The 16,932-nt window shown below is 44.8% G+C and carries 14 protein-coding genes; 7 read left to right on the top strand and 7 right to left on the bottom strand.

The annotated features are described in order from the left end of the window. Window positions 1-263 precede the first annotated feature (263 nt). The gene (gene rpsT, locus ATB74_RS14765; RefSeq protein WP_004739529.1) at window positions 264-524 is read right to left on the bottom strand and encodes a 30S ribosomal protein S20; all 261 of its coding nucleotides are present in this window, start codon (window positions 522-524) and stop codon (window positions 264-266) included. 251 nt (window positions 525-775) lie between these two features. On the opposite strand from rpsT, the gene murJ reads away from it, so the two are divergent. From murJ to ispH, 6 genes are all read left to right on the top strand, one after another. Further along, window positions 776-2,338 (top strand): murein biosynthesis integral membrane protein MurJ, encoded by a 1,563-nt coding sequence (murJ, locus tag ATB74_RS14760; protein WP_060983102.1) that lies wholly within the window; start codon window positions 776-778, stop codon window positions 2,336-2,338. Between the two features lie 70 nt (window positions 2,339-2,408). After that, entirely contained in the window at window positions 2,409-3,344 is a 936-nt protein-coding gene (gene ribF, locus ATB74_RS14755) for a bifunctional riboflavin kinase/FAD synthetase (protein ID WP_017062867.1), read from the top strand. Between the two features lie 63 nt (window positions 3,345-3,407). After that, complete coding sequence (gene ileS / locus ATB74_RS14750) at window positions 3,408-6,266, top strand: isoleucine--tRNA ligase (protein ID WP_060983075.1); 2,859 nt, start codon at window positions 3,408-3,410, stop codon at window positions 6,264-6,266. A 157-nt stretch (window positions 6,267-6,423) separates the two neighbouring features. Next, window positions 6,424-6,924 (top strand): signal peptidase II, encoded by a 501-nt coding sequence (gene lspA, locus ATB74_RS14745; RefSeq protein WP_060983076.1) that lies wholly within the window; start codon window positions 6,424-6,426, stop codon window positions 6,922-6,924. A 149-nt stretch (window positions 6,925-7,073) separates the two neighbouring features. Next, window positions 7,074-7,505 (top strand): FKBP-type peptidyl-prolyl cis-trans isomerase, encoded by a 432-nt coding sequence (fkpB, locus tag ATB74_RS14740; protein WP_155645152.1) that lies wholly within the window; start codon window positions 7,074-7,076, stop codon window positions 7,503-7,505. A 156-nt stretch (window positions 7,506-7,661) separates the two neighbouring features. After that, complete coding sequence (ispH, locus tag ATB74_RS14735; protein WP_029235087.1) at window positions 7,662-8,618, top strand: 4-hydroxy-3-methylbut-2-enyl diphosphate reductase; 957 nt, start codon at window positions 7,662-7,664, stop codon at window positions 8,616-8,618. Window positions 8,619-8,774: 156 nt separating this feature from the next. On the opposite strand, the gene btsR is transcribed toward ispH, so the two are convergent. The 3 genes from btsR to ATB74_RS14720 all read right to left on the bottom strand — a co-directional run bounded on the left by btsR (window position 8,775) and on the right by ATB74_RS14720 (window position 13,025). Beyond that, the gene (gene btsR, locus ATB74_RS14730) at window positions 8,775-9,506 is read right to left on the bottom strand and encodes a two-component system response regulator BtsR (protein ID WP_061019027.1); all 732 of its coding nucleotides are present in this window, start codon (window positions 9,504-9,506) and stop codon (window positions 8,775-8,777) included. A 102-nt stretch (window positions 9,507-9,608) separates the two neighbouring features. Continuing rightward, a complete protein-coding gene (locus ATB74_RS14725) occupies window positions 9,609-11,279 on the bottom strand; it encodes a sensor histidine kinase (protein WP_061019026.1) in 1,671 nt (556 codons plus the stop codon). Window positions 11,280-11,534: 255 nt separating this feature from the next. Beyond that, a complete protein-coding gene (locus tag ATB74_RS14720) occupies window positions 11,535-13,025 on the bottom strand; it encodes a carbon starvation CstA family protein (protein WP_061019025.1) in 1,491 nt (496 codons plus the stop codon). Window positions 13,026-13,357: 332 nt separating this feature from the next. Here ATB74_RS14720 and ATB74_RS14715 point away from each other — a divergent pair, with 332 nt between their 5' ends. Then, a complete protein-coding gene (locus tag ATB74_RS14715; RefSeq protein WP_061019024.1) occupies window positions 13,358-13,708 on the top strand; it encodes a DUF2799 domain-containing protein in 351 nt (116 codons plus the stop codon). A gap of 264 nt (window positions 13,709-13,972) precedes the next feature. Here ATB74_RS14715 and murQ read toward each other — a convergent pair whose 3' ends face one another. From murQ to ATB74_RS14700, 3 genes are read right to left on the bottom strand one after another with little or no spacing between them, the layout of a single operon-like run. Further along, window positions 13,973-14,893 (bottom strand): N-acetylmuramic acid 6-phosphate etherase, encoded by a 921-nt coding sequence (gene murQ, locus ATB74_RS14710; protein WP_048658073.1) that lies wholly within the window; start codon window positions 14,891-14,893, stop codon window positions 13,973-13,975. 45 nt (window positions 14,894-14,938) lie between these two features. Continuing rightward, complete coding sequence (locus ATB74_RS14705) at window positions 14,939-16,051, bottom strand: anhydro-N-acetylmuramic acid kinase (protein WP_061019023.1); 1,113 nt, start codon at window positions 16,049-16,051, stop codon at window positions 14,939-14,941. Further along, complete coding sequence (locus ATB74_RS14700; protein WP_061019022.1) at window positions 16,048-16,932, bottom strand: BadF/BadG/BcrA/BcrD ATPase family protein; 885 nt, start codon at window positions 16,930-16,932, stop codon at window positions 16,048-16,050. Before ATB74_RS14700 ends, ATB74_RS14705 begins: the two co-directional genes overlap by 4 nt.

Here is a 16,932-nt window from a genome sequence, read left to right as displayed (position 1 = left end):
CTGGTGGGAGGGGGATTTCTTATCAGCGATGGAATGACACAAGGAAGTGTCAGTATTTCATGTCGAACGTTAAAATTTACCTGTCTACGTACCGATTTGCTTCTCTCTTTATTTTCCTGATTGTTTTTTATCTATCTGCTTAATTGTCTATCGGTAAGTAAAATGGCTGTTAGCACGTAAAATAAAAGCGTTACTCAAAATTTAGATATAAAAAAACCGGCCTAGGCCGGTTTTTTTCGTTTTGCGTTGTAATCAAATTTCTATTAAAGAGCTTTGATTGCAGCAGCGAAACGAGACTTATGACGTGCAGCTTTATTCTTATGAATAAGGCCTTTAGTCGCCATACGGTCAAGAAGTGGTGTAACTTCTACAAGAGCAGCAGTTGCAGCTTCTTTATCACCAGCTGCAATAGCTGCGATAGTCTTTTTCATGTAAGTGCGCATCATAGAACGACGGCTAGCATTGTGCTGGCGACGTTTCTCAGCTTGGATAGCGCGCTTCTTAGCAGATTTACTGTTTGCCAAGGGTCTAACTCCCAAAAACTTAGTTCGGTGACAATTTAAGGGCGAGGACTATCCCTCATTAGCGCTTAATTGTCAAATGATTTGTGCAAAAACCAATCGTAGCCAAACAAACTTTGGTATGGAAAGGTCATCGCGGTTAAGATGGCGGGGATTCTAACAGCATTTTTAGACCAATGCTAATAAATATGCTTCTTAGGATAGGATAGTATTTATCCTCGCTTGAAAGTAATCAACCAGTGTCAGAGGTTTCTGTGAGTAAACGACTATTAAAGTCAGGCCTGATTGTCAGTGCAATGACTTTTGTTTCCCGTGTGTTGGGGCTAGTACGTGATGTAGTAGTAGCAAATTTGATGGGGGCTGGAGCGAGTGCTGACGTATTCTTCTTCGCTAATAAAATTCCTAATTTCTTACGTCGACTTTTTGCAGAAGGTGCGTTTTCTCAAGCGTTTGTTCCTGTATTAACGGAATATCACGCAGCAGGTGATAAAGATAAGACTCGAGATTTAATTGCCAAAGTATCGGGTACGCTCGGAGTTTTAGTGTCTATCGTCACCGTTATCGGGGTATTGGGCTCTGGCGTGATCACCGCGATGTTTGGTGCGGGTTGGTTTATCGACTGGCTAAATGATGGCCCATCAGCGCCAAAATTTGAGCTAGCGAGCCTTATGCTCAAGATTACCTTTCCTTATTTGTGGTTCATCACCTTCGTAGCTTTATCTGGGGCCATTCTTAATACATTAGGTAAGTTTGCGGTCTCTTCTTTTACTCCAGTGTTCTTGAACGTGATGATCATCGGCGCTGCATGGTTTATCTCTCCTAATTTAGAACAACCAGAAATTGGTTTAGCCATTGGTGTGTTTCTTGGTGGCTTAGTCCAATTTCTTTTCCAAATGCCTTTCTTGATCAAAGCGGGTGTGTTGGTTAAGCCGAAGTGGGGCTGGAGAGATCCGGGTGTAGTTAAGATCCGCACATTAATGATCCCAGCTTTGTTCGGTGTATCGGTCAGTCAAATCAACTTATTGTTTGATACCTTTATCGCCAGCTTCCTCGCAACAGGCTCTATCAGTTGGTTGTACTACTCAGACCGACTGCTTGAATTTCCTCTCGGTTTATTCGGTATCGCGATTGCGACCGTGATTCTTCCTGCTTTATCTCGTAAACACGTAGATGCTCAAGGGGAAGGATTCGCGCATACCATGGACTGGGGCGTGCGCATGGTTTTGCTGCTTGGTATTCCTGCGATGTTAGGTCTTATCGTTTTAGCTAAACCAATGCTGATGGTGTTATTCATGCGCGGTGAGTTTTCTCCACATGATGTACAGCAGGCGTCGATGTCATTGGTAGCTTACGCGTCAGGCTTGCTTAACTTCATGTTGATTAAAGTGTTAGCCCCAGGTTATTACTCGCGCCAAGATACCAAAACACCGGTTAAGTACGGCATTATCGCAATGGTGACCAATATGGTGTTTAACGCGATCTTTGCTTATTTCTATGGTTATGTGGGTTTGGCGATTGCGACGGCACTGTCAGCCTTTGTGAATATGGCCTTGTTATATCGTGGTTTACACCTCGCAGGTGTCTACAAATTAACGAAGACGACTTTGTTGTTCTGCGCGAAGTTAATTGTCTCTGGTGGCGTGATGGTTGCGGCTATTTTGTGGCAGCTAGATAATATGCAACAGTGGCTTGAATGGAGCTTTAGTCAGAGAGCGCTGATGCTAACAGGCTTGATTGGACTTGGTGGCTTTGTTTATATTGTTTCGGTACTGGTTTTAGGTATCCGAGTAAAACATTTAAAAGCAGCGACAGATTAATACTGATTAGTATATAATCCGTCGGTTTCACACAATAAATGATGCAAATAACAGGTTTTAGCTGATCATAATGGAACTGATCCGAGGTATACACAATATTAAAGCGCAGCATCATGGCTGTGTATTAACCATAGGTAACTTCGATGGTGTTCATTTAGGACATCAAGAGGTTCTGAGTCAGGTTTCTAAACAAGCTGCAGCACTAGGGCTACCTTCTGTTGTTATGACGTTTGAACCGCAGCCTATGGAGCTGTTTGCCCGAGATAGAGCGCCAGCACGTTTAACTCGTTTACGAGACAAATACGTGCAACTGAGTAAGCTAGATATCAGTCGCTTATTGTGTGTTAATTTTAATCAGTATTTTGCAAGTTTATCTGCAGAAGCATTCATTAAGGATCTTTTGGTTGATAAGCTTGGTGTGAAGTTCTTGGTGGTTGGTGACGATTTTTGCTTTGGTAAAGGTCGCACTGGTAATTTCGCTATGCTCAAAGAGGCGGGCGAGAAGTACGGTTTTGAGGTGGTAAGCACCCAAAGCTATTGCTTAAACCAATTACGAGTAAGTAGTACTGAGATACGAAATGCATTAGCGGTCGATGACTTGGCTGCAAGTGCTACCATGTTAGGACGTGATTACAGTATTAGTGGTCGAGTGTCCCATGGTCGAAAACTAGGGAGAACTATCGGTTTCCCTACCGCTAATATTCCATTAAAGCGTTGTGTTTCTCCTGTATCGGGAGTGTATGTTGTTGAAGCATTGGATATCGACGGTGTTCCTGTCGGTGGCGTTGCTAATATTGGACAACGACCAACAGTTAATGGGGTAAGGCAGCAATTAGAAGTGCACTTTTTTGACTTTAAAGCCAATTTATATGGTAAACAGTTAGAAGTACGACTTTTGCACAAACTGCGCGACGAGATAAAATTTGAATCGTTCGACGCACTAAAGAATCAAATAGAATTGGATGCTGAAGCCGCAAGGGTGTGGCTGCTTCAGCTAAAGAATTAATCGGATGATTCCACCGATTAACATAATGTCTAACTTCGCCCAATATAACGGAATTAAGAATCGATGAGTGATTATAAAGATACCCTGAACTTACCAGAAACAGGGTTCCCAATGCGCGGCAATCTGGCAAATCGTGAGCCAGAAATGCTGAAGCGTTGGTACAAAGAAGATCTTTACGGCGAAATCCGTAAGGCAAAGAAAGGTAAAAAATCTTTCGTACTGCATGATGGCCCTCCATACGCGAACGGCGACATTCACATTGGCCACGCGCTGAATAAGATTCTTAAAGACATTATTATCAAATCTAAGACCCTTTCTGGTTTTGATGCACCGTACATCCCTGGTTGGGACTGTCACGGTCTTCCAATCGAGCTAATGGTTGAGAAGAAGAAAGGTAAGCCTGGTCAGAAGATTTCGGCTGCTGAATTCCGCGAAGAGTGTCGTAAGTACGCTGCGGGTCAAGTTGAAGGTCAGAAAGAGAGCTTCAAACGTCTTGGCATCATGGGCGAGTGGGACAAACCTTACCGCACTATGGATTTCGGTACAGAAGCGAACATCATTCGTTCTCTAGGCAAAATCGCAGATAAAGGTCACCTTCTTAAAGGTTTCAAACCAGTTCACTGGTGTACTGACTGTGGTTCTGCTCTGGCTGAAGCTGAAGTTGAATACAAAGATAAAGTTTCTCCATCTATCGATGTGAAATTTACTGCAGCTGACGAAGCGGCGCTTCTAGAGAAATTTACTCTAGCTGAAGGTCATGCGGGTCAAGGCGAAATTTCTATCGTTATCTGGACGACAACACCATGGACTCTGCCAGCGAACCGCGCAGTATGTCTACGTGATGATCTTGAATACGTGCTTATCCAAGTTGAAGCGAATGGCGATCAGCCTGCTCAACGTATCGTTGTTGCTTCTGAACTAGCAAAAGACGTAATGGACCGTGCAGGTATCGAGCATTTCCATAACCTTGGCTTTGCTACTGGTGCTGATCTTGAGCTTTCTCAGTTCAACCACCCGTTCTACGGTTTTACTGTTCCTGCTGTTCTTGGCGACCACGTAACAACGGATTCAGGTACTGGTGTGGTTCACACTGCGCCTGGCCACGGTCAAGAGGATTTCGTGGTTGGTAAGAAGTACAATCTAGAAATCGCTAACCCAGTTGGTTCAAACGGCGTTTACCTGCCAGATACTGAGCTATTTGCTGGTCAGCACGTATTCAAAGCGAACGACTCTGTTTTAGAAGTTCTAAAAGAGAAAGGTGCACTTCTGCATCACCACGCTTACGAGCACAGCTACCCACATTGTTGGAGACACAAAACTCCGATCATCTTCCGCGCAACACCACAATGGTTCATCTCTATGGATCAAGCTGGCCTACGTGCTAAAGCACTAGAGTCAATCAAGAGTGTTGAGTGGTTGCCTGAATGGGGTCAAAGCCGTATCGAAGGTATGGTTGAAGGTCGCCCTGAGTGGTGTATCTCTCGTCAACGTACTTGGGGTGTGCCAATTGCTCTGTTCGTTCATAAAGAAACAGCAGAACTTCACCCAGAAAGCCCTGCACTTATTGAAAAAGTAGCGAAGCTAGTTGAAGAGAAAGGCATTCAAGCTTGGTGGGATGTAGACGCTGCTGAACTTATGGGCGCAGAAGACGCTGATAAGTACGAAAAAGTAATGGATACGCTAGACGTATGGTTCGACTCAGGTGTTACGCACTTCTCTGTTGTTGATTCTCGTGAAGAGTACAACTTCCCGAACGAAGAGCGTACTCACAGTGCTGATCTTTACCTTGAAGGTTCAGACCAACACCGTGGCTGGTTCCAGTCTTCTCTAATTTCATCTATCGCGATGAAAGACGAAGCACCGTACAAGCAAGTACTAACTCACGGTTTCGTGGTTGATGGTAACGGCCGTAAGATGTCTAAATCTATCGGTAACGTTGTTGCTCCTAAAGACGTAACCAACAAGCTAGGTGCAGATATCCTGCGTCTATGGGTTGCTTCTACAGACTACACAGGTGAAGTTGCGGTTTCTGATGAAATCCTGAAGCGTTCAGCGGATGCTTACCGTCGTATTCGTAACACAGCTCGTTTCTTCCTAGCGAACTTGAACGGTTTCAACCCTGAAACTGACCTAGTACCTGCTGAAGAGATGGTTGCACTTGATCGCTGGGCTGTTGGCCGTGCTCAAGCTGCACAAGAAGAGATTGTTAAAGCATACGGCGAGTACAACACTCACGGTGTGACTCAACGTCTAATGCAGTTCTGTTCTATCGAAATGGGTTCTTTCTACCTAGACGTAATCAAAGACCGTCAGTACACAGCGAAGCAGGGCAGCCATGCTCAACGTAGCTGTCAGACTGCGCTTTACTACATCGTAGAAGCTCTAGTTCGTTGGATGGCACCTATCATGTCGTTCACTGCAGATGAAATCTGGAATGAAATGCCGGGTGAGCGCGACACGTTCGTATTCACAGGTGAGTGGTTCGAAGGTCTGTTTGGTCTTGCTGAAGGCGAAGAGCTAAGTAACGAATTCTGGACTGAAATCCAGTCTGTTCGTGGCGCAGTGAACAAGCTTCTTGAAGATGCTCGTAAAGAGAAAACGATCGGTGGTGCACTGCAAGCTGAAGTTACTCTATACGCTGACGATGCACTAGCGGCGAAAATCAACAAGCTAGAAGATGAGCTACGTTTCGTACTTATCACTTCTGCAGCTGTTGTTAAGCCACTGAGCGAGAAGTCTGATGCAGCTCAAGCGACAGACGTTGCTGGTCTATTCGTTGAAGTTGCGGCTACTGAAGCTGAGAAGTGTGACCGTTGCTGGCACCACACTCCAGATGTAGGCACTATCGAAGGTCACGAGAAAGTTTGTGGTCGTTGTGTGTCGAACATCGACGGTGAAGGCGAAGTGCGTAAGTTCGCATAACGACTCAGAGAAAGACTGAACTTTTTGTAAAAATCATAGCCCCAGTATCAACTGGGGTTATTTTTAGTTATAGGAAATGTGTTTAACCAAGTTGGTAATCAAGGTCACGTAAGGTGACTAACAATGAATACCAATTTCGTAAATACTAGGAATAGAAATGAGTGAAGTTTCGTTAAAACAATCTGGTGTACGTTGGTTATGGCTGGCTCTATTGGTCTTCTTAGCTGATATCGGCATTAAACTCTTTGTCATGGACAATATGGGTTACGGCTGGGCAAACCGTATTGAGGTGCTGCCATTCTTTAACTTTTTGTACGTGCATAACTACGGTGCAGCGTTTAGCTTCTTGAGTGATCAAAGTGGTTGGCAGCGTTGGTTATTTACGGGTATCGCATTTGCGGTAACAGGTATGCTGACGTACTGGATGAGCAAACTACCAGCAGCAGAGAAGTGGAATAACATTGCTTATGCGATCATCATTGGTGGTGCAGTAGGTAATGTGTTTGACCGAGTCGTACATGGCTTTGTTGTCGATTACTTAGACTTCTACTGGGGCACTTACCACTGGCCTGCATTTAACTTAGCGGATATGGGAATCTGTATCGGTGCTGCGATGATCATCTTAGATGGTTTCCGTAAGAAAGAAGAAAGCAAATAGCTTGCCTCAAAGTCAGTCTATGACTCACAGAATAGAATAGCCCTAAGCGCTGTCGGTTGATTCCGACGGCGCTTTTTTTTATGCTTCAGTCAACAAGGAAGCAAAGCACAATGCATCCTCAAATAATAAAGAAATCTAAGGAAAGTAACGTGGCAGCAATTAAAAATGATTCAGCAGTAACTCTACATTTTACGATTAAAATGAAGGATGGTTCAGTTGCCGATAGTACGGAAAATATGGGCAAGCCAGCGAAGTTCGTCATGGGCGATAGCAGCCTAAGTGAGAACTTTGAAGCGTGCTTACTTGGACTTGAAGCCGGCACTGAAAAGTCTATCGAACTGAAAGCGGAAGACGCGTTTGGTATGCCAAACCCAGATCATATTCACTATATGGATCGTGCTAAGTTTGTTGGCGACTCTGAAGTTGAAGTGGGCACTATCATGGCATTCTCAGGTCCTGACGGTATGGAAATTCCAGGTATTATTACTGAAATCGCAGGTGATTCAGTGACGGTTGATTTTAACCACCCACTTGCTGGCCAAGACGTTACGTTTGACGTCAACATCTTAGCGGTAGAATAACTATTTTAACGTTAGAATTGTTGTCTTCACGCTAGAACAAGATAGCCTTACAGCTGTGATGTCACCCAGAGCTTCACTGTCTAGACGCTTCACTGTAGAATGCGAACCTCGCTGACGGCGAACTCTATAGAAACAACCTTAGTACCGCGATAAATGATGAGCAATGAAATGAAAATAATGTTAGCTAACCCTCGTGGCTTTTGTGCCGGTGTCGATCGTGCGATCAGCATCGTAGAGCGTGCACTCGAAATGTATCAGCCACCGATCTATGTTCGCCATGAAGTGGTACACAACCGCTTTGTTGTTGAGGGGCTCAAGCAGCGTGGTGCTATTTTTGTCGAAGAACTGAGTGAAGTGCCAGACGACAACATCGTGATCTTCTCGGCTCACGGTGTTTCTCAAGCGGTTCGTAAAGAAGCGAAAGAGCGTGAGTTAACGGTATTTGATGCGACATGTCCTTTGGTGACTAAAGTTCATATGGAGGTTGCTCGTGCGAGCCGCAAACATATGGAAGTAGTACTGATTGGTCACGCGGGTCACCCTGAAGTTGAAGGTACTATGGGTCAATACGCGAGCCAAACGGGTGGTATGTACTTGGTTGAGAGGCCAGAGGACGTGCAAAACCTAGTAGTGAACGATCCGAGTAACCTGCACTACGTTAGCCAAACTACGCTATCAGTTGATGAAACAGCAGATGTAATTGAAGAGCTACGTCGTGTATTCCCTGAGATTCAAGGCCCTCGTAAAGACGACATCTGTTACGCGACTCAAAACCGTCAAGACGCCGTGCGTGAGATGGCGAATGACGTTGATGTAGTGATTGTTGTTGGTTCTAAGAACTCATCTAACTCAACTCGTCTAAAAGAGCTGGCTGAGAAGCTAGGTACGCCAGGCTACCTAACTGATTGTCCTGAAGACATTCAAACCGAGTGGGTTGAAGGCAAAAAGAAAATCGGTGTAACAGCCGGTGCTTCTGCTCCTGAAGAGTTAGTAAATCAAATTCTAGATCGTATCCGCGAACTAGGTGCGACTGACGTTGAAGAGATTCAAGGTCGCGAAGAGAACATGTTCTTCGAAGTACCTAAAGAGCTGCAGATTAAGCAAGTCGACTGATCTCTATTGACTGGTGACACCATCGATTCGTGATATTAGCGATTCGTAACACTATCGATTTGTAAACACTATTGATTTGTAAACAGCAGGAAGCCAACGTTGATACGTTGGCTTTTTTGATCGTGCTTTGGAACTAGGCGTCGAACTTCTAACGCGTTACTGGAGACCGAGTTGCTCTTTTAAAGTCTTTAAGTAGCGACGGCTAACAGGCACTTCAAAGCCAGTTAGGGTAATGATCTCCGCTAATCCATTCTCTAACAGTTTGATCTCTTGGATCGATTTTATGTTGATCAAATACTGTCGATGACAGCGGATCAAATCAGTTTTTTCTTCCAAGATCTTTAGCGTTAACTGTGAGGTCGCGGTTTGCGATGAGCTACGAACATGCACACCACTGATATCGGAATAAGCGCACTCGACCGTTTGGCTTGCCATGATCACAATGCGGTTATGACCGATACACGGGATCTGCTCTAAGTGACAGGGAGCAATCGCTGAGATGTTTTGTTCTGGTGCTTTCTGATTTTGTTTGATGACCTTATTCAGGCGACAAACGCTCTTGTTTAATCGACAAGGCTCGACTGGCTTAAGTAGGTAATCAAAAGCATTATCTTCAAAGGCTTGAATAGCATATTGGTCGTAGGCGGTGACGAATACCACGTAGGGCATGGTTTCCGGGTCAAGCATACTCAACAATTCAATACCGGTGACCTGAGGCATTTGAATGTCCAAATACACCACATCAGGCTTGAGAAGGTTGATCTGCTTAAGTCCTTCAATTGCGTTACTCGCTTGACCAATGACTTCGACTTCTCCGGTTTCTGTCAGAAGTTCAATCAGTTCTTCGCGAGCAAAAAGCTCATCATCGATAACTAATGCTTTTAACATCCTACAATCTTCATTTTTGTGCCATCCCTGCTTGATTCACGCTTATCTTTTTAATGTCTGCTAAATGTTACTACTGGGGAGCTAACATCTATGAAAACACAATTATTTTAGTATAGGTATGATAAAGCTCATTCGAGTAAATTGCTGTGGTTGAGATTCTATTTTTAGTGCTGAATCTTGTCCAAAGAAATTAGTGAGTCGTTTATCAACAATTTCCATCCCTAATCCTACATGATCCTGAGATGGCTTTTGGTAATTACCCGCGTTGTCTTCAACGGTTAACTTGAATCCACCCTCGAAAGCCTCGCTATAGATCTTCACTGTGCCACCTTCTAGCATGTTCGAAATGCCATGCTTGATGGCGTTCTCAACCAATGGTTGCAGGGTAAAGCTTGGTAGTTGTGACTCGTATAACTGTGGGTCGATATCCCATTCCACTTCTAACCGGTCGGTAAAACGCGCCTTTTCAATGGTGAGATACGCATTGACGTGTGCCAGCTCGTCTTTAAGTTTCACAGTGTTGATGTTCTGCTTAAGGTTGCTTCTAAAGAAGTGAGATAGGTGCTGAATAAGCTCTCGCGCTTTATCAGGGTCACGACGTGTTACTGCGCTGATAGTATTAAGCGCATTGAACAAGAAGTGTGGGTTCACTTGAGCGTGCAGTAGTTTGATTTCAGCTTGGGTAAGCAGGGTTTGTTGTTGCTGATAGTTGCTGAACAGGATCTGACTCGACAATAGTTGAGCAATACCTTCAGCCATCGACATGTTGATGGTTGAAAATAGCTTCAGCTTAGGCTCATACAGTTTGATGGTGCCGACCACTTCGTTACCCGCGCGCAGTGGAATAATCAGAGCCGAGCCCAACTTACAATCCTGCGACAGGGAGCATTGGTATGGGTTCTCTTTGCCATCAAGGTAGATGATGTCGTTCTGTTCCATCGAAGTGAGCGTGCTTTGTGATGAAATAGGGGTATTTGGAATATGGTGTTCATCGCCAATGCCAACGAACGCGAGGATTTTTTCTCGGTCGGTGATCGCTACCGCCCCAACATTGGTCTCTTCGTAAACGATACGTACGATTTTTTGTGCGTTATCTGAATTAAACCCGCCATGTAGAATACCCACCGAACGTTCGGCAATAGTGAGTGCTCGACGTGAGAAGGTCGCTGAGTACTTTTCGAAGATGGTTTTCCTGTCTTGGATGATACTCATGAACAGCGCAGCACCGACCGAGTTAGCAATGATCATTGGCGCGGCAATATCAGAAACCAAAGCATAGGACTGCTCGAATGGTTTGGCGACTGCAAGCAGAATTAGCATCTGAATAATCTCTGCAAACAAAGTAACAGAGAAAACCACCAATGGATTAAACAGCTGGCTGGCTTTGTTCTTTCTGACTAGGTAAACGTGTAATAGGCCACCAATCAAGCCTTCTGCTGTGGTTGAAATCGCACAAGCTAAATCAGTAAAGCCACCTAATGAGTAGCGATGAATCCCGCCAGTAAAGCCGACCGCAAAGCCAACGACAGGGCCGCCAAACAGCCCTCCCATTACCGCCCCCATTGCACGAGTGTTGGCTATCGCGTCATTAATCTGCAGTCCGAAATAGGTGCCCATAATGCAGAACAGGGAAAACAGAACATAACAGCTGACTTTATGACTTAAGCGTGAAGAGATGCTCAACAAAGGGAGAATCAACGGAGTTTTACTTAGCATGTAAGCGATCACTAAGTAGACACAGGTTTGTTGCAGCAGAGAGAGAATGAGTTCCATATTTTCACCTATTGAGACGCTTGTTAAGTGTAAAGCTCATTGCGTGGTAACGGTAGCTTTGCTTGTGTTTTCGTTGGTTATATCGAGTGACGATTGCTTCTCAATGCTGAGATACAGTAAAGCCCATCACAGAGGACGGGCTTTAGTCTTAATTTCCACGAATCACTGGGTGATTACGGGAGCAAGCGAAGTGTGTTTGGCTGTTCTTTTGTCTCTCTATGAAGACGTGTCTCTTTTATTAAAAGTCTGAAAGAACTAGGCAGTTTTGGTTACGCCTTTTGCTTCCTTCTCTTCTTCATCAGCAAGGTCGATATCACCTTTGCCTTTTGAAATCTTGATAACGTAAGCCGCAATACCAAGTGCAGTCACCACACCAATGATGGTCGAGATTTGCATTGGTAGACCGAAGCCTAGTTGGCCGTTGTTCAGGATGAATGTGATACACACAGACGTCATGAACACAGCTGGAACTGTAGTTACCCAGTGCAGTTTGTTGTGACGAAGTAGGTAAGCTGAAGCTGTCCACAGCATCATTACTGCTGTTGATTGGTTAGCAAAACCGAAGTAGCGCCAGATGATGCCGAAGTCTACTTGAGTCAGGATGCCACCGATAACGAACAGTGGCAGAGCCATCAGTAGGCGGTTACGCAGTGTTTTCTGTTCCATGTTGAAGTATTCAGCAAGGATAAGACGGCTTGAACGGAATGCTGTGTCACCAGAAGTGATTGGTAGAATAACCACACCAAGGAAAGCAAGGATACCGCCGAATACACCTAGTAGACCAAATGAAGCGCTGTATACCACGTTACCTGGGCCACCGTTTGCAATCGCATCAGATAGAGATTCAACTGAACCGAAGAATGATAGAGCAAGTGCACACCAGATTAGAGCGATGATGCCTTCACCAATCATTGCACCGTAGAATACGAAGCGACCGTTCTTCTCGTTTTCCATACAACGCGCCATCAAAGGAGACTGAGTTGCGTGGAAGCCAGAAATAGCACCACATGCGATAGTGATGAATAGAGCAGGCCAAAGTGGTAGGTCATTCGGGTTCATGTTGGTGAACATGTCTTTCATCTCGAAGCCACCCATGATTTGGTGCTCGTCAGATAGACCAATCGCAGTGATTAGGCCTACAGACATAAAGATAAGTAGTGCACCGAACAGTGGGTAGAAGCGACCGATGATTTTATCGACAGGGACAATCGTTGCGATGATGTAGTAAGCAAAGATGATAACAACCATCGTAGTTGCAGACATCGCGAAATCAGTTTGGTCGTTCACTAGGTTAGTGATCATGCCTGCTGGAGCAGAAACGAATACCACACCAACAAGAAGCAGTAGAACAATGGCAAAGATGTTCATAAAGTGTTTTGCGCCATTGCCTAGGTAACGTCCAGTGATGGTTGGAACCGAAGCTCCGCCATTACGGATAGATAACATACCTGAGAAGTAGTCGTGTACTGCACCTGCGAAGATACAACCTAGTACAATCCAAAGCATTGCTGCTGGACCGTACAGGGCACCCATGATAGGGCCGAAGATTGGACCAACACCTGCAATGTTAAGCAGCTGAACTAGGTAAACCTTTGGCGTCGACATTGGAACGTAGTCCACGCCGTCTTGCTTGGTATGAGCAGGTGTTTGACGCTTTTCATTGATACCGAAGATCTTCTCGATAAAGGCACCGTAAATAAAGTAGCCACCAATGAGTGCTGCAACACAGGTAAGAAACCACATCATAATTTGTTATCCCTGAATGTATTAATTAAGTCAGGGTGTATATTAGAGGAGTGTATGAGAAGAAACTTCCGCTATGAGAGTGAGTGGTCGAATAGTCAATTAAGTGGTGTTATAACTGATTGAGTGGTTTGTTACGTTTGTAGAGCGGTTGGTTATTCATGTTGAGATGTGTCTTGCTTCTGGTAAGTGGTGATTTATCAGCTTTAAGCGGCAACCAATAGATATCAGTGGCAGATAATAGACATAAGTGGACATCAACCAGTGTTCAGCGGAGAATCACCACAAAGGCAATGCTTCGTCAGGAAGTGGCTAGGTAAATATAAAGGACTGAAATGAAAAAAATAATCGCACTATTCGCCGTGGCATTTAGCCTTGCAGGGTGCAGCGCCAATGTTCAAGATTTAGCAGCTGAAGGCAATTGGCAAGAGATTGGCTATCGTGATGGTATCAAAGGCCACACTCAGCGTTCGTATTCAGAGATGACTGATCTTGGTGCAGTCGATCAAGCGAGTTACACAGAAGGTTACCACCTAGGTGTGACTGAATATTGTAATCCGAACCATGCTTATCAGATTGGTTTATATGGTCAGGTGTATGAAGGCGTGTGTTCTGGTACGGAAGACGCTCAACGTTTCCGTATGGAATGGCAACGTGGCTGGGATGAGTTCTCAAACGACTATTAAGCCCAAGCTAGCGATAAAAAATTAAAACTAAAAAGACCAGTACCGCATGTGCACTGGTCTTTTTGTATGTAGCGATAGGAACGGTCAACAGTATAATACCAATCGTAGTAAATAACTGGCCATCCTAGCTGGTTAAAACACTCGATAACATCGTTAGAAATTTTGATTGTAGAATAACTACTTATCGAAAATTTCTGCCTTGTTCTCAAGCATTTTTCCTGCGCTATTTATGATCACTTACTTACTGTGATTGGTATCAGCAGATTACTGATTATTCTCGACTGCTTTTCTTAAGAAGCCATTTTGCTTATCAAGCTGAGCCTTGGCCAATTCTAAATCTAGCCCTGTTAGAATCATCAAAATAGACAACTTCACATCGTAATCAGTCGTTTTAAGTGTCGAGACTGCCAGTGCTTTGTCGCACTCAGTTGCTTGGATAACGATACGAGCAGCGCGGGCAACCAACTTTTCATTGGTCGCTTTTACGTCGACCATCAGATTTTGGTAGCTTTTACCAATGCGAATCATGCTGGCAGTCGTCAGCATATTAAGCACCAGCTTTTGTGCTGTACCTGATTTGAGTCGTGTTGAACCCGTCAATGCTTCTGGGCCAACCACTGGGCTAATTGCGATTTGAGCGATTTCAGCAATTGGAGAATCAGGGTTACAAGACAATGCAACGGTCACCGCGCCAAGCTGATTGGCATAGTTGAGTGCACCAATCACGTAAGGTGTGCGACCACTGGCAGCTATACCCACTACGACATCATTTTCTGAAAATTGAATCGCTTTCAGATCTTCAATACCGAGAGTCAGCGAGTCTTCTGCGCCTTCTTTGGCTTTTAAAATCGCCTCTGGTCCACCTGCAATTAGGCCGATAACCATTTTGTCTGAAACACCGAAAGTCGGTGGGCATTCTGATGCGTCTAACACACCTAATCGACCACTGGTGCCTGCGCCCATATAAATCAGTCGGCCACCGTTTTGAAAGGCATGAGCAATTTTATCTACCGCTTTCGCAATCTGCGGCAGTTCCGCTTCAATCGCCAGTGGGACTTGTTTGTCTTGTTGGTTAATCTTTTCAACCACTTCGAGAGAGGTGAGCAGATCAATATCCATAGTATCAGGGTTTCTCCCCTCCGAAACGAGGTGCGAGAGCGCTGATATGAGAGCGTCGTTACTCATAATGATCCTTAAATGGTGATTCTAAAATGATGGTTCTAAAATGGTTTAGTCAGCACGATAGAGAACGCCTAGAGAGGCCGCTCTGCTTGCGCCAGTCACTTCTGGTAAATTGCTTGGCAGTTGATGAACATGACGCTGAGCAAGCCACGCAAAAGCCATCGCTTCCATGTAATCGGCATCAACGCCTTTACTGGTCGTTGAGTCAACATCCCAAATTGGAAGCAGTTCGGACAATCTCTTCATCAACAATGGGTTTCTTGTACCACCGCCACACACATACAGTGCAGGCTGGTCACCCAAGCGATAAGTCTCCACTTCATTGGCTATCGTCAGTGCGGTGTATTCACAAAGCGTGCACTGAACATCTTCTGCCGTAAGATCTTTAAATTCTGTAAGCTGTTGCTCTAGCCAGGGTAGGTTGAACAGCTCTCTACCGGTACTTTTCGGTGGCATTTGAGATAGATAAGATTCATTTAACAACTGTTCGAGTAAAGCTTGATTGAGTTGGCCCTTAAGAGCGAATTGCGCATCGCGGTCAAATTTCTCGCCCGTGTGTTTATCAACCCAAGCGTCCATCAACATATTGCCTGGGCCTGTATCATAACCAAGTGTTGGCTGATTCGGGCGCAGTACTGAAATATTCGAGATACCACCAATATTCAACACCACAACCGAGCTGTCTTGCGGGTGGAAAATTGTATGGTGGAAGGCGGGGACTAACGGTGCACCTTGTCCGCCTAATGCCATGTCTTTACGTCTGAAATCAGCGACGGTTTGAATCTGTGTTTTAGCGGAAATGATGTTGGCATCACCCAGCTGCATGGTAAATGGAGATTCGCCTGTGGGCTGATGAAACACCGTTTGGCCATGATTACCAATCGCAGTCACAGAAGATGCAGGTGTGTCTGATTTGTCGAGAAGTTGCAGAACCGCATCAGCAAACAGGTGGCCAAGCTGGTGGTCTAGCTCACCAATAGCAATCAAATCCGTTTTCTGACCAATACAAACCTCCAGCAGACGCGCTTTGAGGTCATCAGGCATTGGGAACTCATCATGAGCAAGCAATGTGATTTGCGTATCTTCAATCGACACTAAGGCAGTATCAACACCGTCCATACTCGTCCCTGACATCACACCGATATATAACTCTGATTTCATTGTTCATTTCCTAAATTAAGCTGTTGGAACTTTTGGCTTGCGATGACTTCAGCGCCATCCAGAGCATTGCCTTGAATGTTTAAGGTACGAACTTGGAGTTCTTGGGAAAGCCTAGGGTGGTAGAACTGTCCTAAACTGCCTAAGAACATAATCGGTAATGAGTTATAGTCTGAGCATGTTCGTGCGAGCTTCTCTATTTCTTCAATACCTTGTTTTAATATGGTACTTGCCGTTGAACAGCGCTGCTCCATATCAACGAGCTCTCGTGCAAATTGGGCGTAATCGGTCGCGTTAGCTTCGCCAATCCACCGTAGAATTTGGCTGCGTTGGTTGCCTGTTTTTCGCATTACAAGCTGACTAGTTAAAGAAGTGCGCTTGTTATCTAATTCAACGAGAGTTTGTTGAACTGCTCGAAACCCAAGCCAAGCGCCACCACCTTGGTCACCAATCGGAAAACCCCAGCCACCAATTTGATGAGTATTTTGGTGTGCATCCAATTGAATCGCAACGGAACCAGTGCCAATCGCAATACAGTTAACACCTTGTCCTAAGTTAGCACCAAATACAGAAGTTTCTGCATCGGTCGTCACATACAGGTGCGGGCAGTGGATTAACGCTGATTGCAGTTTGGCTTTTAAATCTAAGTTTCCTACGCCAGCAACGCCAACCACAATATAGCACTGTTGTGATTTTATCTGATTAGCACTCAACATTTCATCAATATAATGAGTAAGTTGAGTGATCGCAGTTTCACCATATAAGGTCAATGATGTCGCTGGTAAAATACACTCTTCGATGACAGTTAGGATTGGTAATATTCGCTTGAGTCTAATGGCGGTTTTAGTTCCACCGCCATCGACTGCCAAAGTATGGGTAATCAT

The sequence above is a fragment of the Vibrio splendidus genome (genome assembly GCF_001557875.1).
Taxonomy (GTDB): Bacteria; Pseudomonadota; Gammaproteobacteria; order Enterobacterales; family Vibrionaceae; genus Vibrio; species Vibrio splendidus_F.
Note: the sequence above shows the minus strand (reverse complement) of the source record. Positions and strands in the feature narration are given on the sequence as shown.